The 22488-nt window shown below is 62.6% G+C and carries 19 protein-coding genes; 4 read left to right on the top strand and 15 right to left on the bottom strand.

The genetic code is table 11. The annotated features are described in order from the left end of the window. Window positions 1–122: 122 nt before the first annotated feature. From gspD to gspG, 5 genes are read right to left on the bottom strand one after another with little or no spacing between them, the layout of a single operon-like run. The gene (gene gspD / locus T3A99_RS17730; RefSeq protein WP_274091090.1) at window positions 123–2477 is read right to left on the bottom strand and encodes a type II secretion system secretin GspD; all 2355 of its coding nucleotides are present in this window, start codon (window positions 2475–2477) and stop codon (window positions 123–125) included. Continuing rightward, entirely contained in the window at window positions 2474–3046 is a 573-nt protein-coding gene (gene gspM / locus T3A99_RS17725; RefSeq protein ID WP_322834624.1) for a type II secretion system protein GspM, read from the bottom strand. The genes gspD and gspM overlap by 4 nt, the downstream gene beginning before the upstream one ends. After that, entirely contained in the window at window positions 3039–4220 is a 1182-nt protein-coding gene (gspL, locus tag T3A99_RS17720) for a type II secretion system protein GspL (RefSeq protein WP_322834623.1), read from the bottom strand. The genes gspM and gspL overlap by 8 nt, the downstream gene beginning before the upstream one ends. Further along, window positions 4217–5203, bottom strand: coding sequence for a type II secretion system minor pseudopilin GspK (gene gspK / locus T3A99_RS17715; RefSeq protein ID WP_322834622.1), 987 nt, complete (start codon window positions 5201–5203; stop codon window positions 4217–4219). Before gspK ends, gspL begins: the two co-directional genes overlap by 4 nt. An 8-nt stretch (window positions 5204–5211) precedes the next feature. Then, window positions 5212–5661 (bottom strand): type II secretion system major pseudopilin GspG, encoded by a 450-nt coding sequence (gspG, locus tag T3A99_RS17710; protein WP_322834621.1) that lies wholly within the window; start codon window positions 5659–5661, stop codon window positions 5212–5214. Between the two features lie 149 nt (window positions 5662–5810). Here gspG and gspI point away from each other — a divergent pair, with 149 nt between their 5' ends. Beyond that, complete coding sequence (gspI, locus tag T3A99_RS17705) at window positions 5811–6185, top strand: type II secretion system minor pseudopilin GspI (RefSeq protein WP_322834620.1); 375 nt, start codon at window positions 5811–5813, stop codon at window positions 6183–6185. Window positions 6186–6249: 64 nt separating this feature from the next. Here gspI and T3A99_RS17700 read toward each other — a convergent pair whose 3' ends face one another. Then, window positions 6250–6681, bottom strand: coding sequence for a type II secretion system protein N (locus tag T3A99_RS17700; protein WP_076385246.1), 432 nt, complete (start codon window positions 6679–6681; stop codon window positions 6250–6252). 115 nt (window positions 6682–6796) lie between these two features. On the opposite strand from T3A99_RS17700, the gene gspH reads away from it, so the two are divergent. Both gspH and T3A99_RS17690 read left to right on the top strand, forming a co-directional pair. Then, complete coding sequence (gene gspH / locus T3A99_RS17695) at window positions 6797–7249, top strand: type II secretion system minor pseudopilin GspH (protein WP_047228930.1); 453 nt, start codon at window positions 6797–6799, stop codon at window positions 7247–7249. Beyond that, a complete protein-coding gene (locus T3A99_RS17690; RefSeq protein WP_047228929.1) occupies window positions 7246–7857 on the top strand; it encodes a type II secretion system protein GspJ in 612 nt (203 codons plus the stop codon). The genes gspH and T3A99_RS17690 overlap by 4 nt, the downstream gene beginning before the upstream one ends. 60 nt (window positions 7858–7917) lie before the next feature. Here the strand turns inward: T3A99_RS17690 and T3A99_RS17685 are convergent, their stop codons facing one another. The 3 genes from T3A99_RS17685 to T3A99_RS17675 are packed head-to-tail and all read right to left on the bottom strand — an operon-like array spanning window position 7918 to window position 10071. Beyond that, a complete protein-coding gene (locus tag T3A99_RS17685; protein ID WP_322834656.1) occupies window positions 7918–8859 on the bottom strand; it encodes a FecR family protein in 942 nt (313 codons plus the stop codon). A 37-nt stretch (window positions 8860–8896) separates the two neighbouring features. Beyond that, window positions 8897–9442 (bottom strand): sigma-70 family RNA polymerase sigma factor, encoded by a 546-nt coding sequence (locus T3A99_RS17680; protein ID WP_047228928.1) that lies wholly within the window; start codon window positions 9440–9442, stop codon window positions 8897–8899. Next, window positions 9439–10071 carry a TonB C-terminal domain-containing protein gene (locus tag T3A99_RS17675; RefSeq protein ID WP_322834619.1) on the bottom strand — a complete coding sequence of 211 codons (633 nt, stop codon included), beginning with the start codon at window positions 10069–10071 and terminating at the stop codon, window positions 9439–9441. Before T3A99_RS17675 ends, T3A99_RS17680 begins: the two co-directional genes overlap by 4 nt. A 204-nt stretch (window positions 10072–10275) precedes the next feature. On the opposite strand from T3A99_RS17675, the gene T3A99_RS17670 reads away from it, so the two are divergent. Continuing rightward, window positions 10276–10617: a hypothetical protein gene (locus tag T3A99_RS17670; RefSeq protein ID WP_047228926.1), complete on the top strand. Its 342-nt coding sequence runs from the start codon at window positions 10276–10278 to the stop codon at window positions 10615–10617. A gap of 79 nt (window positions 10618–10696) precedes the next feature. Here T3A99_RS17670 and T3A99_RS17665 read toward each other — a convergent pair whose 3' ends face one another. The 6 genes from T3A99_RS17665 to T3A99_RS17640 all read right to left on the bottom strand — a co-directional run bounded on the left by T3A99_RS17665 (window position 10697) and on the right by T3A99_RS17640 (window position 22405). Further along, window positions 10697–12046, bottom strand: a complete 1350-nt coding sequence (locus T3A99_RS17665) for a TolC family outer membrane protein (protein ID WP_047228925.1) — start codon at window positions 12044–12046, stop codon at window positions 10697–10699. 2 nt (window positions 12047–12048) lie between these two features. Next, on the bottom strand, window positions 12049–13419 hold the full coding sequence (locus T3A99_RS17660) for an HlyD family type I secretion periplasmic adaptor subunit (RefSeq protein WP_047228924.1): 1371 nt from the start codon (window positions 13417–13419) through the stop codon (window positions 12049–12051). Next, entirely contained in the window at window positions 13412–15133 is a 1722-nt protein-coding gene (locus T3A99_RS17655) for a type I secretion system permease/ATPase (RefSeq protein ID WP_076385254.1), read from the bottom strand. The genes T3A99_RS17660 and T3A99_RS17655 overlap by 8 nt, the downstream gene beginning before the upstream one ends. 273 nt (window positions 15134–15406) lie before the next feature. Continuing rightward, the gene (locus T3A99_RS17650; protein WP_173407056.1) at window positions 15407–16057 is read right to left on the bottom strand and encodes a response regulator transcription factor; all 651 of its coding nucleotides are present in this window, start codon (window positions 16055–16057) and stop codon (window positions 15407–15409) included. Window positions 16058–16149: 92 nt separating this feature from the next. Further along, window positions 16150–16758 carry a lecithin retinol acyltransferase family protein gene (locus tag T3A99_RS17645; RefSeq protein ID WP_322834618.1) on the bottom strand — a complete coding sequence of 203 codons (609 nt, stop codon included), beginning with the start codon at window positions 16756–16758 and terminating at the stop codon, window positions 16150–16152. A 178-nt stretch (window positions 16759–16936) separates the two neighbouring features. Next, window positions 16937–22405 (bottom strand): AAA family ATPase, encoded by a 5469-nt coding sequence (locus tag T3A99_RS17640; RefSeq protein WP_107321665.1) that lies wholly within the window; start codon window positions 22403–22405, stop codon window positions 16937–16939. Between the last annotated feature and the right edge of the window lie 83 nt (window positions 22406–22488).

The following is a 22488-nucleotide window of genomic DNA, read 5'->3' as shown; positions in this document are numbered from 1 at the left end:
CGGTGGGTCAGTTGCAATGATGTTGAGCGAACTGCCGTCATCGCGAGCAAGCTCGCTCCCACAGTGTCTTGGGGTGGCCTCAGTATTGTGCATACCGCGAACTCCCATAGGTTGGGTGTTCATCAGCGAGTGCCTCCTTCAACCGGAACCGCCTTGATCACCGCCCTGGGCGTTTGCAGCCCGGCGGGGGTGGCCGGCGGAATGGCCTTGGCCGAGGCCGGCAGTTGCGGGGCTTGCATGTCCGGCATCGCCCAGCTGCGCTCCGGTTGCAGCAGGCCCTGGGCGCGACGCATGAAGTCGTAGCGGTTGAGGGTGATGCCGCGCCCCGCCGCCGTGTCGCGGATGATGTAGGGGCGCAGGAACACCATCAGGTTGGTCTTGGTGATCTGCCGCCGCTCGTTGCGAAACAGCGCACCAATACCGGGGATGGTCGACAGCCACGGCACCGCGTCGTTGCTCTGGCTGTAGCCGTCCTGCAACAACCCGCCAAGGACCATGATCTGCCCGTCGTCCAGCAGGATGCTGGTGTCGATGGCACGCTTGTTGGTGACAATCCCGCTGGCGCTCGAAGCGCGGTTGTCGACGCTGCTGACCTCTTGATATATGTCGAGCTTGACCGTCCCGCCTTCGGAAATCTGCGGGCGGACGTTGAGCTTCAGCCCCACCTCTTCACGGGTCACGGTCTGGAACGGGTTGTTGCTGGTGCCACCGCCGCCGGTGACGTAACTGCCGCTGACAAACGGAATGGTCTGGCCGACGAAAATGCTCGCCGCTTCGTTGTCCAGGGTCAGCAGGTTCGGCGTCGACAACACGTTGGTGCCGCCCTTGCTCTTCAACGCCCGGGCCAGGACCTTGAGGTCGAGGATCTTGCCGATGCCGGGAATGTCCACCGTGCCGTTGACCAGGCCCAGGTTCAAGCCCTGGGGCAACACGTCGATGCTGGTCTTGCCGTTGAGGTTGAGCCCGGTGCCACCGAGGTTGACGCCACCGATCACGCCGCTGCCGCCCAGGTTACCGGTCTGCCATTGCACGCCGAACTCGCTGGCATCGTCCTCGCCGACCTCGACGATCAGGCTCTCGATCACCACTTGGGCGCGACGCTGGTCGAGCAGGTCGATAACTTCCCGCAGGTTGCGGTACAGCGGGTCCGGCGCGGAAATCAGCAGGGTATTGGTGGTGGCGTCGGCCTGGATGGTCACGCCGCCGGCACTGAAGGCGGTGCTCTGATCGTCCTGCGGCGAAGCCGAGCTTTGTCCGCTACTGCCTTGGGCATAACCATTGCCAGAGGTCGAAGCGCTACCGCCCGTGGTCCCGCTGGTGCTGGCGCCATCGCCGCTGCTCTGGCCGTTGGTGCTGGCGCCCATGCTGCTGAGCACCGAGCGCGAGTTATCACTGCCCTCGCCTTCGCTTTCCCCGGTGAGCAAGCCGCGCAGGGATTGGGCCAGTTTGCCGGCCTGGGCATTGCGCAGGTACACCACGTGCAGGTTGCTCGGGTTGTTCTGGGCGTTGTCGAGCTTGTAGATCAGGTTACGCGCCAGCTCGGTGCGCTCGGGGCTGCCGGCGCGGATGATGATGGCGTTGGAGCGCGGGTCGCCGATCACGTTGATCTTCTGGGTCTGGTCTCCGCCCTGGGTTTCCAGCAACTCGGAGACCATCTGCGCGATGTCCACGGCGATGCCGTTGTGTATCGGCACCACGTCGGTATCGATGGCACTGGGGGTATCGATGCCTTCGATGAGCTGCGCCACCCGCGACAGGTTCTCGGCGTAATCGGTGATGACGATGGTGTTGTTGCCGGGGTAGGCATTAATCGGGTTGTTGGGCGACACGATCGGGCGTAACACCGGGATCAGGTTCACCGCGTTTTCGTATTGCAGGCGAAAGGTGCGGGTCAACATGCCGTTGCCGGCCGGTCTGTCGGCGCTGTAGATCGGCCCGCCCAGCAACTTGGCGTCGGCCTCAGGCACCACCTGGGCCACGCCACCGACGTCCACCACGCTAAAGCCCTGCATGCGCAGCGCGGCCAGCAGCATGTCATAGGCCTGGTGCGCCGGCACCTGACCTTCGGACACCAGCGTCAGGTTGCCCTTGACCCGAGGGTCCACCAGAAACTGTTGGCCGGTGGAACGGGACAAGGCCCGCACCACCGCCTGAATGTCGGCCTCGACAAAGTTCAGGGTCACCGGTTGGTCACCCAGCGGGCTGCGTGCCGGCGTACTGCTGCGGGGCTCGCGGGCGCGGGCGGTGAGATCGACCGGGTGTCGCACCGGCGGTTTCTGTTCGCGCAAGGTCTGGGCCCGCTGACGGTCCAGCAGCGCATCGCCGCTGCGCTGAGTACTGCCCAGCGGAATGCCCAGTTCACTGTCCACCAGCAACGGTGGCTGCGACGCTGGCGGTGTGCTGTTGCAGGCGCTCAATGCCAGCAACAGAAACGGCACGCTCTTGCGCCAATGACGCGGGTATCGGGACCCCTTCATGAAGCTTCCTTAGCGCCTTGCGCCTGATCCATGCGAACGGTTCCGGACAGGGTGCCGGCGGTGTTTTCAGTGTTTTCGATGTTGTCGGCGTTGTCGGTGTTGGCCGGGGCCGTGCGCCGCAACCGGGCTTCAAGCACTTGCAAGGAAAATTGCCGTGGACTGCTCAACAGCCAGCCCATCACCTCATCGGCCGGCGCGTCGTTGAAAGTGAGTTGCCAAGCCGCGTCCACGGCCTGCAACTGGTAGTGCTCGCTCAAGCCGCCGGCATCCAGGGCCTGGCGCAGAGCCGCTTCCAGAGGCTGGCCTGGCGCCGGGCCGCCGACGTCCCGCAAGAGCACTTCGAGGGCCTGGGTCTGCGCGCGCAACTTCGGCGTTTCGACCTGCCAATACGCAAGGGTTTGGAGCGGTGGCTGGATCAACAGCAACCAGACCAGCAGCCCGCCGAGTACCAGCGCCGCCAGCGACACGGCGCGCTGCTCGCGCACCGCCAGGCCCTGCCAGGACGTCCGGCCACGCGCGCGCAGGGTTTGCCACTGCGCCCATAGCCGTGCCGGGAATTGCTTATTCATCGTCGGCTTCCGGGGGGTGTTCGGAGGTGTCCTGCGCGCCCTGTCCGGGCAAAGCAGCACGCAAGGTCCAGCCCTGGTCATTGGCCGCAACGTCGATGCCGGCCTCGGTCAGGGGGATTTTCCAGTCGTCTGCGGCGGATGCTTTTTGTGCCTCGGCCACGAGCGTCAGGCGTAACTCACCGTTTTCAAACACCAGTTCCTGCACGTTGCCGCTCATGAACGGCATGGCGCTGCCCGCCTGTTGCACCAGGCTGGCGAAGCGTTGCGCCGGGTCCGCCGCTGTGCCGCTTTGGCGCGCGGCGATTTGCTGTCGGGCTTGTTGCAAGGGGTTGAGAATCACCGGCAGTTCGGGAAACGCCTGCTTTACCCGCTGGCTCATCTGCGCCTTGAGTCGTTGGCCCTGGGTGGCCTCACGGGTGGCGTAGAGATTGAGGCCGACCACCCACACCGCCAGCGCCACCGCGCAAAGCGTCGCCGCCCTGCCCCAACTGCCACGCTCGGCCGGGCCATGCGTCAGGCCAGCATGCAAGCCCCAGCCCGGCGCGGCACCAGTCCAGCGCTGGGGGGCGGGCAAGGTTTTGATCGAAACCTGCGGCGGCGAATCGCCCACCCACTGCAGCCCGGCCCCTGCCTCCAATAACCATTCATCCAACGCCTCTTCCAGCAGCGGCTGCACCACCGCGTGCTGCACGCTGTAACGCACCAGCAGGTGGCCGTCGTCGACGCAGGCCACCGGCCCGGACAACACTGGCAGGGCGTAGGCCGCCGGGTACAGCCCGTGCAGGTGCAGGCCGGCCTGGCGCAGCATCCGGCCCAGGGCATCGAGTGACTCTCGGTCGAGCCAGGCAATGTGCACCTGCCCGTCGGCACCGCGCGCGCTGTGAGCCACCTGCATGCGCTCGCTGGCACCGAGCATCAGCGCCTGGGCGGCGCAGTTCACCGCGGCGGTGATTTTCGCTGCCGGCAACTGCGGCAGTTCCAGACTGGTGAGCAAGCTGTCGCGCGGATGGAGAAAACATTCGACCCGCTGCTTCTTTGCACCCTGACCGAGGTCCCGGAGGTTGCTGTGCCCCTGGTCGCGGACCTGGCCCTGGCGATCGAGCCAGGCGAATGCCACCGAGCTGTCGAGGCTCAAGCTGCCCAGTGGCATCAACGCTATGCGCAAGCGAGTCATACGCCCACCCGTGACCAGATCACCTGAGGCATCCGGTCCTGGCTGCGTTGCAGCAAAGCATCCAGCACGACCCGCCGCTGCCCACTGCGCGCCTGACCCCGCAGGCGGAACCAGTCGCTGGTAATGCCGACCTTGACGGAGGCCATTTCCAGCTCAGGCATGCGCAGACGATTGACGAAATCCCCACGGTTGATAAACCAGTGGCCGCCGTCTCGCTCAGCAATCAGCGCCTGGGCCCGTTGCAACGACAACCCCGGCACGTAAGCAGCCAGCACCGGGGCGCTGGCGGTGTTGCCGTTGAGCCAGGTATTGGCCGGCAGAATCGTCACATAAGGCGCCAGTGTTTCTAGCACTTGCGGGGTGACACCCTTGATGCTGCGCAAATCCTGCAACGTGCGCAGCATGGGGCGTGTCGGCGCCAACGGCGTACCGGAAGCATCCGGCGAGGTGCTGCGACCGCTGTCGAACGTACTGCTCACCGCGGCCTTGTCCGCCAACTCTGGGTTCAACAGCCGTGGGTACGCGGCAATCACCCGCGCGACGATGCGCGCACGTACCGTCGCGGCGATACCCAGTTGCTCGCACAACCGTTCGAAGGTGCGCACCTGTTCCTGATCCATACGTTCATTGGCGACCAGATTGCGCAGGTTGAATTTGCCTTGCTCATCTTCCAGTCGCCCTTCGAAGGGGATGTCAGCCAGGCTGGAACCGGCCATCACGAAAGGGTTGGCCCAAGCCTGACCGAAGCGCGTGAGCGGGTCGCGCTGCCGCGCATCCCACAACAATTGGCGGCTCAATTGCAGGCCGCCCTGCAACCGCGCCGTGCCCTGGATACGCAACTGCTCGGCCTCCAGGCTGCGGGTAAACAGGGTTTGGCGGGTGAGCATGCCCCCGGCGATGACCGCCACCACGGCGGCGATCAGCAAGGCACTGATGACCGCCATGCCCCGCTGCTTCGCCGCGAAGGGCGAATCCGTTCGCATCACGGCCCTTATAACTGCCAGGAGCCGATGTCGGCATTTACACCATCGCCGTCAGGCTGGCCGTCGGCCCCCAGGGAAAAGATATCGATTTCACCATTGGCGCCCGGGTTGAGGTAGTTGTAGGGACGGCCCCATGGATCGTTGGGCAGGCGCTCCAGGTAGGAACGCCATGTGCTGTTTTTTGCATCAGCGGGCCGTTCCACCAGCACCTTGAGCCCCTGGTTCATGCTCGGGTAGCTGCCGTGGTCCAGGCGATAGAGTTTCAACGCCTGCATCAAACCGCCAATGTCCTGTTTCGCCGCCGTCGCCCGAGCCTGGTCCGGCCGGTCGAGGACCTTGGGCACCACCATCGCCGCCAGAATGCCAAGAATGACCACCACAACCATGATTTCGATCAGGGTGAAACCCTGCTGCCCGCGTGGGCCTTGGGGACGGGCGTTGTAACGGGCGATCTGCATCTCGACGGTCCTTCGCTGGATTCAATTCGTGGCGCAGTGTTGCAAGAAAATATGTCAGTGATATTGAAAATGCTCAGGAGCTTACGTCGTCAATCGGTCAACAATGGCGGTTAAGCTCGGGGGCTGCCTCCGCCCATAGAGCTCGCGCGATGCCACGTCACACCCCACAAGCCGGCTTCACCCTGATCGAAGTGCTGGTCGCCCTGGCGATCATCGCCGTGGCCATGTCGGCGGCGGTGCGCGTGGCTGCGGTGATGACCCAAAGCAATGGGCTGCTGCGAGACAAGTCCATCGCACTGCTGGCGGCCCGCAGCCAACTGGCGCAACTGCACTTGGAGGGGCGTTTTGTGCAGGGTTCAAAAGTCATCGAATGCGATCAGGGACGGTTGCTGCTGCGTTGCGAACAAAACCTGCGCCCGGCGGAAAATGGCCGGATGTTGCGGGTTGAACTGACCGTGTCGGATCGCAGCCACGAAGCACCGCCGTTAGCGCGGTTGGAGACGTTGGTCAGCCGGGAAAAATAGCGGCTATACACGGTCCCTTTTGTCGAGGGAGCTTGTTCCCTCGCCGCAAGGGTTCGTCGTGATCTCAAGGACGGGTGAGTGAGGGTAAAGCCACCGAATCCGGCAATCGGGCCAAGGCCAGCCGCGTTTGCTGATTGCCGCGCTCGATCACCACCGCTTGCGCCTCGATCGACACCAGCCGCACCCCATGAGCCACCCGCTCTCCAGCCAGGAAACTACGAGGTGGGCCGTCGTTGAGACTGAGGATCGCCACAGCCCCGCGAGCGCCGGCCAGCACACCGCTGACCTTGATATCCACCGGCGCCGGCTGGCTGGAGAACCATTGCCGTGCAGGATTATCGGAACGCTCGGCCAATCGTTGCGGGGCAACATCCGGCGTGCGGGATTCAGCCGATGTCAGTAGCAGCGAAGACCAGGTCGCCACCCCGGCCAATGCCGCCAACAGACCGAGTGCCTGGAGGAGTTGCGCCGGGGAAACTCGGTCGATGAACACCATGGTCTGGTTCTCCTTTTTTATCCAGCCTCCAGCGTACGCCTCGATTCTCTCCGTTTTATTTCACATCCTTATCATCTTCACCGTGCAGGATGAATACCGACGCAAAGGAGCGCGCATGAACCTTGGCAAGCAACGCGGTTTCACCCTGATCGAATTGATGGTGGTACTGGTGATCATCGGCATCGCCAGTGCCGCCGTGGGCCTGAGCATCAAACCCGACCCGCTGAAGTTGCTGCGCCAGGATGCCGAGCGGCTGGCGCAACTGCTACAGCTCGCTCAAACCGAAGCCCGCGTCGACGGCCGGCCGATTAGCTGGCGCTGGGATGCCAAGGGATTCGGTTTCAGCCGTCGGCAGGATCAAGGGCCAGGGCTGGATCGCTTCAAGGATGATCCACAATTGCACCCGCGGCGGTGGCAGAGCCCGTCCATGGAAGTTCATGTGGAACCTAGGCAGCGGGTCGTGTTGAGCGCCGAGTGGATCGGCGCCCCGCTGAACATTCGTTTGTCGGACGGCCAGAGCAGCATAAACGTCCAGCGCAGCGCCGCTGGCCGGGTGCAGATTCAATGAACGACCGGGAGACGGGCTTCACCCTGCTTGAAGTCATGGTGGCGATTCTGCTGATGGCGGTGGTCAGCCTGATTGCCTGGCGCGGACTGGACAGCGTCACCCGGGCCGACAGCCATTTGCAGGCCAGCACCGAACAGACCGAAGCCTTGCTGCGAGTGTTGAATCAGCTGGAACGCGACGTAGCATTACGCGCCAGCATCGAGTTGAGCGAACCGTCAAACCCTGGAGTCGATGACCAGCCCTGGACCGCACCACCCGCCCTCACCGTGCGCAGCACCGAAGGTCGGGGGTTTCGCCTGGATGTGATCCGGGTGGCCGCCGCTCAAGAAGGCACGCTGCAAAGGGTGCGCTGGTGGCTCGAGGGAGACACGCTTTACCGAGCCCAAGGCCAGGCCCGCAGCCGCTACCCATTGCCGGCACCCGGCGCGGGCGTAGCGGTGCTCAGCGAAGTCAGCAACGCCGGACTGCGTTACTGGGACAGGGAAAAAGGTTGGCGCAAGCTCAGCGGCAATCGCCAGGAAAACCCGCTGGGCATCGAAATCAGCCTGACACGGCAGACGCCACAAGGCGTGGAAAAGTATCGACAGGTGCTGGGGCCGCTGGAGTGAGGGCAAACCCAGTGTGGCCGCGAGCCTGCTCGCGATGAGGCTCATCCGGATAGCGCTGAATCAGCTCAGCACCACCACCCCGCCCGGCAACTCGGTGCATTTGGCGCCATAGGCATCGCGGATCAACAGCGCCACGCCAGCCAGTTGATCAAGACGGAACCGCGCCTGGACCTTGCGCTGGCCCAATTCGCGATTGAGTAACAGCAACATGCCAGGACGGTAGCGGTTGATTTCGTCGATGACGCTGGCCAGAGTCGCGTCGTTGAACACCAGCACCTGCTCGCGCCAGGCAGTGGCCGCCGACACATCTGCGTTCTTTGGAGTGCCCACCCGGCCGCTGTCGTAGGTCAGTTGCATGCCCGACTCCAGATGAAAACTCTGGCCGCGCACCTGGACCTGCACCAGACCTTCCAGGCAGGTCGCGCAGACACTCTGGTCGATGTAGCGGATATTGAATCGAGCCCGAGCGGCGCTGATCAAGCCGGCGCCGGCCTGGACGCTGACCGTTGAAGCACTGCTTCCCAGCACTTCAACTTCGCCACCGAGCAACTCCAATCCTTCCCCTCCATCGGCCAACTGACGGCGGCTGAGGCGGGTTTGGGTATTCAGCTCAAGACTGACACCCTTGGCCAGTTCCACCCGGCGCTGTTCGCCAACCTCGGTGACGTAGTCGGCAGCGAGTCCGGAAACCCCACCGGGCACCGTGGCGCGGATCAACAGAAAACCTGCCGACGCCGCGATCGCGCCGCCGAGCAACGCCCGTCGCCCGAAATGTCGCGGAGCCCGCAACGCCTCGGCAGCCGGTTGCAGCCCGTGCCACAGAGTCTTGGCTTGCTCGAACGCCTGAGCGTGTTCCGGACTTTGCCCGCACCATTGGCGCAGGGCTCGGGCATCGGCCACGGTGGCACGGCCCGAGGTCAGCAGGATCAACCAGTCTTGGGCCTCGCTGGCCAGTCGGGCCTGAGGCGTGGCATCAGGGGAAGCAATGCTGAAGATGTTCAAGCGCACACACACTCACGAATTGGTCTGGTCTCTACTCTCAAGACTGTTTTCCCGCGCCGGGACCGAACCGCTGAATCACTTTTCTTTCCAGGCGCAGGGCGCAATGCCCCAGCGCGGCCTTGATTTCCTTCTCTACCATGCGCGTGGAAATGCCGAAACGTTGGGATATTTCCAGGTGCGGCGCTTCCTCCAGACGCGCGGCAATGAAAATCCTGCGACGCCGCGCCGGCAGCTCATACAGGGCCTTGAGCAAGGTCTGCAACTCCTTCTGCCCCCCCACCACCCGGGCCGGATCCAGCGCTTCATCGGAAATCTGCAGCAAGTCCTCGATTTCGCTGCCGGTGAGCAGGCGAGCATCGGCCTGCCGACGGTCGGCGGCAATGTTCAGCGCCATGCGATAGAGATAGGCACTGGGCTGGGCGATGTCCGGCGTCTCGACCATGCGATCGACCCGCAAGTAGGTTTCATGCAGCACATCGTTGGCCAGTTCCTCGGAGCCCAGGCGCTTGCGCAGGCGCACCTTGAAATCCTCATAAGAGGTGAGGAACAACTTGACCAACGGGCTGCGGCCAGAGTGTTTCATCGCCCCAAAACCCCTTCCCCTGCTGTGCACTCCATGCTTGTTCCTGATGAGTCGGGTAATAAAAGCAGGGTTACCGGTTGGCGCAATGAACTGGGCGCCGGGCGGTCGATCCTGAGGTTTTGCAAACTGTTGACCAAGGCCTTGTCACGCGTCGGATCGCCCGTGGAACTGACCAGGCGGCTATGCTGAACCACGCCGTCCCGGCCGATCCACACTTGCAGCACCGCCCGAAAACTTCCCGGGCGGGTGAGTGGTGAACGGCACAAGTTGCGCTGGATGACCGTTTGGATCGCCGCCGCATAGTTGCTGTCGCTCAAGCCCGGGGCCGCGCCGGAAGGCAGCGGCACCTCGCGGACCCGCACCGGTTGCAACGTGAACGCATCCGCTCGGGCGTAATGCGCCGCGAGCCCGGTGCCGCGAAGCAACACATTGAGCCCTTGAGAAGCGGTGAACAGTCCCTGGACGCCCAGCGTATGGCGCTGGCTGGATAGTTGCTGATCCACCAGCACCGCCATACCCGTCGCTCGACTGAATTGCTCCAGCGCCGTGGTCAGTTCCTGCGGGGCGATGTCCAGCTCCACCAGGCCGTTCGCCTGGATCGGCGCGGCCAGCAACCACAACAACGCCATCAGCCCCCCCAAGGGTGACCTGGCCAATCCACGCCTGCGTCCGCCCCCGGCTCTGCCTTGCTGCACGACTGACGTATCCGTTGAAAACCGTCATCCTGAGGGCTGTTTATGAATGTCGTATGACAACTGATACAAATCCCTCGGACCCCACTAAACTCGTGCTCTGACAGCGAACCGCCTTCTGGGCGGGCCAGGAGGTCGACAATGAAACAGTGGATGAAAATGATGGCGGGCCTCGGACTGCTCATGGCCCAGCCTTGGGCCCATGGCGAAGAGGTACCGGCGTGTATCGAGGTGACCGTCGGTGGCTACAGAACCGCGGACTACAACTGCCTGAGCCGGCAAATGGGCAACGATCCGCAGGCCGCAGCGGCCGCGCAACGCACGCAAGAGGCCTTGAATGTGCCCGTTAACAAACGCGCGCCGAACAGCATCGGCCTGGCGACCCCAGCGGCCACCAGCGTGCGCATGGGTAATACGTTTGGCACCTCGGTCAAGCCCCAGCGACCGCCGGTCCCGGCCAGCCCCTCGCCGCTGCCCAGATAACCGCTGTCTGTGGCCAGGGCACTTGCTCCCTGGCCGCAGGAGTGCGTTGCAACGTTGAGTGCTGGAGCCCCTACGCGCCTCAAAACAGGCTTTGCACCTGCTCCAGGACTGCGCGGTTCATCTGGCCGGTGTGGGTATGCAGGCTCACATAGCTTTGCAGCATGTCCAGCTTGGTGTTGAGCAGGTCCCGACGGGCCTGGAATAACCGTTGTTGCGCATCAAGGATGTCCACCGTGGAGCGCACACCGCCCTGGAAGCCTTTTTCCGTCGAAGCCAGTGCCCGCTGGTTGGACTCCACTGCGCGCTGCATCGCCTTGCTTTTGGCGAAGCCGGCCACCACGCCCAGGTAATCGGTTTCGATCGTCTCGGCCAACTGCTGGCGTTGCACGTCATAGTCCGACTGCGCACCGGCCAGTTGCGCCTGGGCCTTGGCCACCGACGCTCGCACCGCCCCACCGCGATACAACGGAATATCCAACTGCAGCCCCACGTAATAGGTGTCCTGGCGCGGGTCAAGTTCCTGGTACTGGCGGGTCTCCCGGCGAGTCAACTGAGTGGTCAGTGCCAAGGTCGGATAATGCCCGGCGCGCTGGCTGTCGGCCTGGGCCTCGGCCACTTTCACCGCCGCCAGCCGGGCCGCCAGCTCGGGGCTGGCCTCGCGGGCAATCGCCGTCCAGTACGGTAGATCCTGCTCGGGTGGGATCGGGCTGCCGGCGGCAAGCTCCTCGCGCATCGGCGCAATGTCATCGATGGGCACATTGGCACGACCGGACAACGCCCGCAGCGCGGCCACGCGACGAGCCTCGGCTTCGGCCTCCTGGGCCTCGACCAGATCAAGCCGCGCCTGGGCTTCATCGATATCGGTGATCGCGCCCTGGCCACCCTCGAAGAGTTTTTTGCTCTGGATGACCAACCCGTGGATGGCGGCTTTTTGCTGGGCGATTAACTTGATCTCGTTTTCCGCCCGGGCGACGTCGAAGTAGCCCTTGGCAACCCGGTCGAACAGCGTCTGGCCGGCGACGTCGAAAAGCTGGCTGCCCAGTTGCCCTCGTGCCTTGCCTTCCTGATACGCCGCCCAGCGCGCCTTGTCGTAGAGCGCTTGCTGCGCCGCCAGGGTGACGTTGTTGGCCTGGTAATCGTTGCTGTTGACGTAGCCGCTGTCGTCACCGCCATCAGTCCGCCCACCGCGGCCATAACGCGAAGTCAGCGACACTTGCGGATAGAGGCCGCCACGGCCAATCGCTTCTTCCTGCCGCGAGGCATCATAAGCATGGGTGGCTGACTGCAAAGTCGGGTCGTTGAGGCGGGAGGCATCGTACGCCGCGGTCAGGCTCAGGCCACCGTCGGCGGCCCAGGCGACATTGAGCATCGCCCAACTGGAGCACAGCCTCAGCAGCACGCGAGCGCTGTAACGGCATCGGTCGATCATGCTCATTCCTCTTTGAAGGCTGCCAGCAAGCGTTCGCGCAACGGTTTCATCAGGTAATTCATGAAGGTGCGCTCCCCCGTGACCACCGTCACATCGGCCAGCATGCCCGGACGCACCCACAACCCGGCGGCCTGCAACGAGGCGACCGTGTCGGCGGGAATCTCGACCTTGGCGGAGAAGTACGGCAAGTGCGTCTGCTCATCGATCAACTGGTCGGCCGACACCGTACTTACGGTGCCGGTTACCGTCGGCGTATCCACCCGTTGCAGCGCGGTGAAATGCACATGCACCGGCAACCCCGGGCGCAACTTGTTGGCCATCAACGGCTCGAAACGCGCGGTAATCGCCATTGGCGCATCCAGCGGTACCACCTGCATCAGGGTTTGTCCGGCCTGGGCCACGCCGCCAACGGTATGCAGGCTCACGTCCATGACCTGCCCGGCCACTGGCGCACGGATAGCGCCGTTGTCGACTTCAAATTGCAAGGCACGCATCTGATCGGCATAACCGGCCGCCTCGGCGGAGACCTCGCTGAGCTGGGTTTCAGCATCGCGACGAAACTCCTGCTGCACTTGCAACGCCTTGAGCCTGCTTTCGTTGATGGCCTGGCGGGTCCGCCCGACATCGCCCACGCCGGAGGCAATCTGGCCGGCCAGTTGGGCGGCGTTGCGCTCGGCCTCGAAGAGTTTGTTGCGCGGAACATAACCCTCACGGGCCAGCTCGCGCAGGCCTTCGAGCTCCTGTTGCTGAAAGCGCATCTGCGCGTCGTAGTTACGCTTGACGCCTTCATAGCCCTGCAATTGCTGCTGCAGCGCCGCGACCTCATGTTCGATGATCTGCAAACGGCTGCCCAGCTCCGCGCGGCGGGTCAGAAACAACTGGTTTTGCAAGGCCATGGCGGCCTTGACCCGCGGCTCGTCGGCGCGCGCCAGCAATTCAGCCGGCCATTGGATCTCGGCGCTGCCCAGACGCTCGGCAATCAACCGCGCTTCAATGCTGCGATCGTTGAGCAACTTGCCCAGGGTCACGTCCAGTTGCGACTGCGCTTGCACGGTATTGAGCTGCACCAGCAACTGCCCCTGGCTGACTCGATCACCATCGCTGACCAGCAGCTGGTCCACTACCCCGCCGACCAACGACTGCACCGCCTTGCGCTCGCCCGCCACCACCACGGTGCCACTGCCCACGACACCCTGATCGAGGGGTGCCAGGAAGGCCCAGAGCAAAAAGCCGCCCAGCGTCAGGACCAGAAAGCCCACACCATACCGCGCAGCACCGCTGGCATCGGTACTGGCGCTGGGCAGGGTATTGGCGTCGAGCACGCTCAGTTGCTGCTCGCTGTGCGCCGATGCAGCCGGGGTCAGATCACGCATCTTCGCCGGCCTCCCTCACCGCAGCGGGCCTGGGCCCCGGCATCAATGCCTTGAGCACCCGGTCCCGTGGGCCGAAGGCTTGTTGGGCGCCGTCCTTGAGTACCAGGATGTGATCGACCACCGCCAGCACATTGGGTCGATGGGTGATCAGCACCACGGTACTGCCGGCGGCCTTGAGCGCATTGATCGCTTGTACCAGCGCCAGCTCACCTGCTTCGTCGAGGTTGGAGTTGGGCTCGTCGAGCACAATCAGCGACGGGCGCCCGTAAAGTGCCCGGGCCAGGCCCAGGCGTTGCTTCTGCCCGCCAGACAAACCCAGCCCACCGGGGCCCAGTGGCGTGTCATAACCTTTGGGGAATCTGAGGATCATCTCGTGAATGCCGGCGTGACGAGCGGCGGCAATGATTTTGTCGGCATCCTGCTCGCCGAAGCGGGCGATGTTGTCGGCAACGCTGCCATCGAACAGCTCGATGTCCTGGGGCAAGTAACCCAGGTACGGGCCCAGGGCATCATGGGACCACTGGCTGATCTCGGCGTCATCCAGGCGCACCGAACCGCCGATGGCCGGCCATACCCCGACCAGCGCCCTGGCCAGCGTCGACTTGCCACTGGCGCTGGGACCGACTACGGCAAGCACTTCGCCCTTGGCCAGGCTGAAATTGATCCCGCGCACAATCGGTTGCGAGGCGCCGGGCGGGCCGACATACAGTTGCTCCAGGCGCACCGCGCCGGTGGGCGGCGGCAAGGGCATGCGCAGGCGCTCGCGGGGGTGCTGGGTAAGCAGCTGGCTCAGACGCTGATAGCTCTGGCGTCCGGCGTTGAATTGTTTCCAGGAGCCGATGGCAATTTCCACCGGTGCCAGGGCGCGGCCCAGCAGCAGCGACATGGCGATCATCATGCCTGCCGACATCTGCCCCTCGAGCACCAGCAACGCCCCCAGGCCCAGGGCCAGCGACTGTCCCGATATGCGCACGAAACGGGTTGCAGAAGTGATACGGGCACCACGGTCACTGGCGTGGGCCTGCGCGGCAATGATGCGTTGTTGCAGCAGGCTCCAGCGCTGGCGCAACGGCCCGAGCATGCCCAGCGCCTGAATGACCTCGGCATTGTGGAGCGTGCTGTTGACATAGACAGACGACTGCACCCCCAGGCGATTGGCTTCACCCAACCGGGCGCGAGTCGCCAGCTCACCCCACAACGCCAGGCCGATCAGCACCAGGGCGAGCACCAGGGTCAGCACCCCGAACCAAGGGTGAAAAATAAACGCCACCAGCAGGAAGATCGGCAACCACGGCGCGTCCAGCAACGCGATCAGACCCTGGCCGGTGATCAACTGGCGCAACGTCGCCAAATCAGTGAGCACCTGGGCCGGGTTGGCGTTGTGCTCGCGCAGGCTGCGGGCGAAGGCGGCATCGAAAATTCGCTCACCCAGGGCGTCGTCCAGCCCCGCACTCATGCGAATCATCACCTCGCCGCGAACCCACTCGATCAGGGCACTGAACAGAAACAGGGCCAGGGCGATCAAGGTCAGCATGAACAGGGTGGTTTCGTTGCGGCTGGTCAGGACCCGGTCGTACACCTGCATCATGTACAGCGATGGCACCAGCACCAACAGATTGATCACGCCGCTGAACAGCGCCAGCGACCAGAACACCCGGCGGTAACTTAATAAGGCAGCATCAATGTCATGACGCGGATCGAGTAGAAAGCGCATAGAGAATCAACCCGCAAAGGAATAGTCGGTCCCGGCGCAATCCATCGCGAGTTATTTGCCCGAAGGCGTCAAAAAAAAGTGCGTCATGTCGCTGACGTGCAGCTATCTGGGTCGATCCTCGCCGCTACAGACGCCAAGTACTGACAACGTAACCACGGGTTAGTGCCAGCGTGGGGCCGGTGTTTTCACCTCAATACGGACAGGATGGGGCATTCAAGACAGACGGCGTGCGATCTTGAACCGGCACCGAAGGGGGGGATGCGCTGGCGCAGGTCAACGACCTTGCGCGGTACCCAAAGACTCGGCCATCCGAACGAGGTCGGCGAAAGACTTGGCTTGCATTTTTTTCATGGCATGGGCGCGGTGGATTTTCACGGTGATTTCGCTGAGGTTCATCTGCCCGGCAATCTGCTTGTTCATCAGGCCCTTGGCGGCCAGGGCCATCACCTCTTTTTCGCGGGTGGTCAACGTTGCATAGCGACTGTGCAGGTCCGCAAACTGCTGTTCGATCTCGCGCCGCCGAACGTCGGCCTCAAGCGCGGCAGTTACAGCGTCCAGCAGATCCTGTTCGCGAAAGGGTTTTGCCAGGAAATCCACGGCGCCGGCCTTCATGGCCTTGACCGACATTTCGATGTCACCGTGACCGGTAATGAAAATGATGGGGATACTGGCGTTGGAGGCGGCCAACTGGCTCTGGAAATCCAGGCCACTGCTGCCTTGGAGCCGGACATCCAGCACCAGGCAACTGGGGCCCGCTGTCCTGGGTTGGCGCAGAAACTCCGTCGTGGAGGCGAACGTCTCGACACGGATGCCGACGGAGCGCAAAAGATTACTTAACGCCTCACGCATGGAGGCATCGTCATCCACCACAAACACAACAGAACCCTGGCTGCCCGGCTCATCTGACGAGGGATTGCCATTCATGCACGATCCTCTTGGGAGGGGACGAAAAAAGTGTAGCACAGCGTTTTTGCTTGCAGAGTTCGCCCCGGCGGGTGCGCTCGGAGAGCAATAAACTATGCAATAAAGTGTGGTTCCAATGCATCAATCAACGCCAATACATCTCGGGGTCGACGCAAGTAAGCACTGACTTGGGCGCTGTAACTTTCTCCACTGATGCACCAACTGCAAAAGTGTTCGCAGTTATTGGAGAACACCCGATAGCGGTTTTCACCGAGTCTTGAACGCGCCCGATCAACGATCTCACGGCTGGAATAGTTGCATTGCTCTTGAAACCGCCAGACCGGCTTGCCCAGAGCGAAGTGTTCCAGATCAGTCACTTCGATAGGACCCGATCTAAACGAGCTGCTGAAACCCGAGTAATGAGCCACCTCTCCGCCGCCCAGATAAATTCCATGGTGGATATAGAATCGGCGCGGACTGATCAAATGCGCACCGACGGGTATGCTGTCTGCGGACCTCTCGATATAGACCAGCTTCAACGGGACATCCACCATGCGCCCAGGCAGATTGCTGCCGTAACGGGCTGCGGAACACAGATGACGTTCCGGCAGCGGCACACTCAAGCGGTAGAAAACGCTCGTCGTTAACAGTGCCATGCCAATCAGTACTAACGAGCGTAGCGAGGACAACTTATCAACGGTGTTGAGCGTTAAATGATTCATGTTGAATACTCCGCAACCCTTGACCGGTACTCTATCGCGGGGCTGGCGGCGCTTCATTTGTACATGCGATTGGTTTAAGTGACCTCTTTATATACGGTCTTTAAACCTAAGTATGAATAACCTGTTAGGCAGGCCGTTGTCAGCCCAATGTTGGCGCTGACAAAGCTGGGTATGGCCTTCATTGCTGAGCGATGGGCAGCGTGAATTGCACAGTGGCGCCCCGAGGCTGGTTTGCGTGCGCCCGCAGGCAACCGCCGTGGGCCTCGATGATCGAACGACAGATTGACAATCCCAACCCCAGACCGGTGGGCTTGGTGGTATAGAACGAAGTGAAAACCAGATCGGTACTCTGCGAGGCGAAACCTGGCCCTGAATCGCTCACACTCACGACCACGTTTCCACCATCGCCCGGCGCCGCGCGGATCAGCAACTGCCGTTCACCTTCGCCGACAGCACTCATCGCCTCCAACGCATTCATGATCAGGTTGAGCAACACCTGCTGCAGCTCGACACGGTCGCCTTCGATGAAAGGCATACCGTCCATCAATTGCGTCTGTATTGAAGCACCGCTCTTGATGATCTGACTGCGGGTAAATTCGATCATCTCGCTGATCGCAGCGTTAATATCCACCAACCCCTTCTGCGGCGGCGCCTTGCGGATATGCCCGCGAATGCGGCCAAGCACATCTGCCGCTCGATTGGCATCGACGATCAGGCGACCAAGGACCTGCCGGACCTCCTCGATCTCCGGTGGTTGGGCGTTCAACCAGCGCAGCGCGGCATCAGCGTTGAGAATGGCCGCAGCGATCGGCTGATTGACTTCGTGGGCGATCGAGGCAACCAACTGCCCCATAGTCGCGACGCGGTTCGCGTGGGCCAGTTCGGTTTGCACCTCGCGATAGCGACGCTCGCTCTCACGGATTTTTTCCTCCGCCAGCTTGCGCTCGGTCAGGTCCAGCACGAAGGCGACCCCTTCCCTGCTGCTGGCTTCGAACGTCACCAGCCCGACGATGACCGGCACGCGGCTGCCATCCTTCCTGAAATATTCCTTCTCATAGGGACTGGCTTGCCCGGTCAGCAGCGCCTGGGCCAACGAGCGCTCGCTGAGTTCGAGAAACTCCGGTACGGTCAGGTCTCTCCAGCGCAGACGGCCCGAGGTGAGGTCCTCTCGCGCATAGCCCACCATGCGCAGGAACGCATCATTGGCCTCAATGATGTCGCCCTCGGCATTCCAGAACAGAATCCCGATGATGTTGGCGTCCACTAGGCGCCGGATCTTCGCTTCGCGTTCGGCGACCTCGCGGTAAAGCCGGGCATTTTCCAACGAGATTGCCGCCCGGGAAGCCACCAGTTTCAACACGGCGATCCGGGTCGGGCTGAACACGCGGGCGGCAAGGTTGTTTTCCAGGTAGAGCGCGCCGACGAGCTTAGCCTGATTCATCAAGGGCAGACAGAGAATAGAACGAGCTTGTTGCTGACGGATGTAAGGATCTTCGGCAAACGTCCCGGCAACCAGCGCATCATCAAGAAAAACGGTCTCTTGGGTGCGCAGGACGTGATAAAGGATCGACTCTGGCAACAGCGTCGCGCTCACCGCAACGTCGTGCAATTGTGTGGTGTCGCCGCCGGTGGTGACCTGCGCCGCTACCCGGTACTCACCGCCGTCCGGGAGAATCAACAGCCCACGCTCGGCACCAGCCTGTTCAATCGCCGTGAACATGATCCTGTCGATCAGCTTCTCCAGGACGATTTCTCCCGACACGGCTTGGGAGACCTTGAGAACCGTGGCCAGATCAAGGTGGTCGACGAGAGTCGTCATCGTCGTCGGCCCAAGCGCAGGTTCTTCAGTGCTCAACGACGGGTACTTGCTCTCCAGATGTCGCACCTTGCCCTCGGCCCCCCAGCGCAGGTAACCGTAACGGGCGTCCTGCAGATAGACGCGAGCGACCTTGGCAAAGCCGCGCGCCGCGTAGAAGCGCGACGCCAGTTCATTGGCCAGCGCCTCGATATGCACGAAACCGCTCTGCTGCGCGGCGTCGATGGCTTGCTCGTAGAGTAGCTCGGCGTCGATCACGCGCCCTTCGACCCGGGCAATTTCGGCGCCGACCAGCGCGGCGCGACTCGCGAAGTTCTCCGGGCACTGCTGCGCCCAGGTCTGGAGCTGGCGGTGATCGGCGGCCATCGCGACCAGATACTGCCTCTGCTCATCCATTGGGGCGCTGTCACAGCAGGCGGCCCGCGCCAGGGCGCCATAGAAATGATATTCGGCTTCCTCAAAGAACGCCTGGCAAACCCAGAGCAAACGCTGCGCTTTGGTGGCCGCCTCAAGGGCCGATACAGGATCGTCGGCCAGATAGCGGGCCTGCAGTTTTCGGACCCAGTACAGACACTCAGCCAATACCAGATCCGGGTTGCTGGACAAGTGGGCTTCGGTGTCGATTTCGTTTGACGGGCCGCCATCCAGGCGGCCGAAGCCGCGGGTCAACCCTCGCAGCATCCGGATCAACGCCAATTGCGTGAGGATGAAATCGGTCACCAGCCCGAAGCGCACCTTCCTGGCATAGGCCAGGCCGCGTTCGGCCTCGTCCTGTACACCGGCCAGCGGCTCACCGGCGAAGAGCAGATCAGCGGTGAGGTTGTTGCCCGCGTAGGCGCCATAGGGCAGATCACCGATCCGGTTCGCCGCCACAAACGAGCGGCGCAACAAGTCTCGGCACTGCTCCACAGGCTTCATCCAGCGCACGGCAAAGCAGGAAAAGCACAAGTACGTGCTGGCCTCGAATCGCGTCAGACCGCGCTTTTCGACGAGTTCGCAGCCCAGCTGACCAAACCGCAAACCCACTTGGTAATCCCCGAAACGTCTACCAGCGACCCTGAACAAATTGGCATAGAGCACACAGGACGCATCGCAGTTGCCATGCTCAAGACTCAGGTTGACCGCCTTGCAGATCAACAGGTCCGCCAGGTTCGCTTCGCTCTGCAAGGCTGGCGCGAAGAGCTTGCCCAGCGCGTCGAGGGTCGCCAGGGCGGTCGCGTCTTCCATCAGAGGCAAATCGATAAGCTCCTCAATGGTCCGTTCTCCCAGCAAAGTCCCGATTCGATCATACTCGTGGCGCACGTCATCGTCGCTCGGATGGGCCGACCATACGATCCCCACATGTCGCAGGTAGTCGAGACAGACAGCGACCGCACCGTCACTGCGATCCAGAAGCAGGTAGACGTCCATTAGCAGACAAGCGACGCTGGCGCGTTCGATCACCGTCACAGCACGCTTGGCCAGCGCACTCAGGCGCTCGTCCGCGACACTCAGTTGCCCGGAGAGAAACTCGCACTCGGCCCTGTTGAGTTCCAGGGCGAAGATCAACTCATGGTGAGCCCCCCAGGCATCGTCGCCCAGCATCTGCGCCCCGGCGGTGAGGTAGTTGAGCGCTGAAGCAAAGGCTGTCGACGCCTTGGCCCGTTGACCGGCCATCAGGTTGAACGCCGCCAGTTGCTCTCGCTCGTCCTGGTCAGTGAGCAACGCAGCGCCGCGATTAAGCTGGCCGACGATCTCGAAAATCGCTTCCTCGCGCTCCTGAGCGGACGTTTGCGCCACCAGCAGCCGACCGATACGCAAGTGAGCAGCGGCGCGCAAGTCGGCGGGGATCAGTGTGTAAGCGGCCTCGTGAATACGATCGTGAACAAACCCATAACCACCGTCGCGCCGCTCGACCAGTTCCTGGCGAGTCGCCTCCCAAAAAAGCGCGCGGACCTGAGCCTTGGGCACGCCCAGAGCGGTGGACAGCGCCTTGAACCCGGCGACGCTGCCCAGGCAGGCAAGCTGCTGCAACGCATCTTGCGTTTCGCTCGGCAAGCGAACCAGTTTGCCAACCATCAAGTCCACAATGTTGTCCGTGTAGCCCTTGGCATGAATACGATCGGGGTCCCACCACCACTGCCGAGTTTCATGATCGAAAGTCAGCAGTTGCTCATCGGCCAATGCTTGCAGAAACTGGATCACAAAGAACGGGTTGCCGGCGGTTTTATCCAGAACCAACTGCGCCAAGGGCTCGATGCGTTCAGGTTCGTCATGAAGCGCATCGCCGATCAGTTGCTCGACATGCACTTTGCCCAGCGGCGCCAGCGAGATCTCACCGATCTTGCCACCTGCGCGGCGAATGGCCTCGAGTTTGGCAGTCAACGGATGCGAGGCGTCCACCTCGTTGCTGCGGTATGCCCCTACCAGCATCAAATGCCGCACGTCCGAACTGGTCAACAGATCCGCCAGCAGGTCGAGCGTGGCAGCGTCGAGCCATTGCAGATCGTCGAGAAACAGCGCCAGCGGATGCTCCTGGCGGGCAAATACACCAATAAAATGCCGGAACACCAGAAGAAAACGGCGTTGCTCCTGTTGAGGATCAAGCGGCGGCACCGGCGGTGGCTCACCGATGATCAGCTTGAGCTCGGGAATGAGATCGGTCATCAGCCGCGCATTGGCAGCCAGCGCTTGCAGCAAAGCGTCACGCCAGCTCGCCAGTTCCGTGTCGTTCTTGCCCAACAGCGTGCGCACCAGGCTCTGAAAAGCCTGCACCAGCGTTGAATAGGGAACGTCACGCCGATACTGATCGAACTTGCCACTGGCAAAAAGCCCTCGTGGCGGCACCAGCACCTTGTGCAGCTCATTGACCACCGAGGACTTGCCAATACCGGAGTAACCCGTGACCAGCACCAACTCCGGTGCACTGCTTTCAACGACCCGGGAGAACGCCGCAACCAGGGTAGCGACCTCACGCTCACGCCCGTAGAGCTTTTCCGGAATCAGCAGCCGCTCGGATGCCCCCTGCTCGCCCAGGACGAAGACATTGATCTGGCACAACTGCTGCCAGTCTGCCAGGCACCGTCGCAGATCATGCTCGACACTGGCGGCCGTCTGGTAACGTTCCTCGGCGGTCTTGGCGAGCAGCTTCATGACGATCCGAGAAAGCATTTGGGGAACAGAGGCGACCCGTTCGCGGGGTGACAAGGGCTTTTTGGCGATATGGCAGTGTACCCACTCCATCGGATCGGCTGCCGTGAACGGCAACGAGGCGGTCAACATCTGGTACAGCGTGACGCCGAAAGAATAGAGATCACAGCGCGAATCGATCGAGCGATTCATCCTGCCGGTCTGCTCCGGTGCCATATAGGCGAGCGTACCGGCCAGGGTCTCGGGCGCCTGCCGCTCCCGCGGCAGCCGCGAGGCAAGACCAAAGCCGGTAAGCCGGGCTTGCCCGTCGGTGCAGTTCACCAGGATATGGCTGGGCTTGATGTCCTTATGGACGAGGCCGCACTGGTGGAGCTTGCCCAGCGCCGAGGCGATGCTCACGGCGAGGGGTAAAAAGATTGCCGTGTCCATGGGGACGTTGAGCAACTGCACAAGCGGTTCGCCCCCTGGATCCTCGAGCACCAACTGCATTCGGGTGCCGTCGCGCACCATTTCCAGAGGCCGCACCGACCAGCTACTGTTCAGTTCATCCTTGAGACTAAACTCATGAGCCAGACGGTCAATACAGCCGGGAGGCGGTTGTTCGGCGGCAGGCCGCGCTATCAGGACGTTGCGATCGCCCTCTACGCCCAGTCGTGATTCGCGACAGAAAATTCGCTCGCCATCGTCCCATAATACTTGCATGTGGTTATCCATCGGCACGGATCAATCAGTTGTGTTATAGGCCGCACGCTGCCGTTGGGCTGTCGTCCTGTGTCATATCGCAA

Source organism: Pseudomonas sp. N-137 (assembly GCF_034555295.1).
In the GTDB taxonomy this organism is placed as follows: Bacteria; Pseudomonadota; Gammaproteobacteria; order Pseudomonadales; family Pseudomonadaceae; genus Aquipseudomonas; species Aquipseudomonas rhizophila.
Note: the sequence above shows the minus strand (reverse complement) of the source record. Positions and strands in the feature narration are given on the sequence as shown.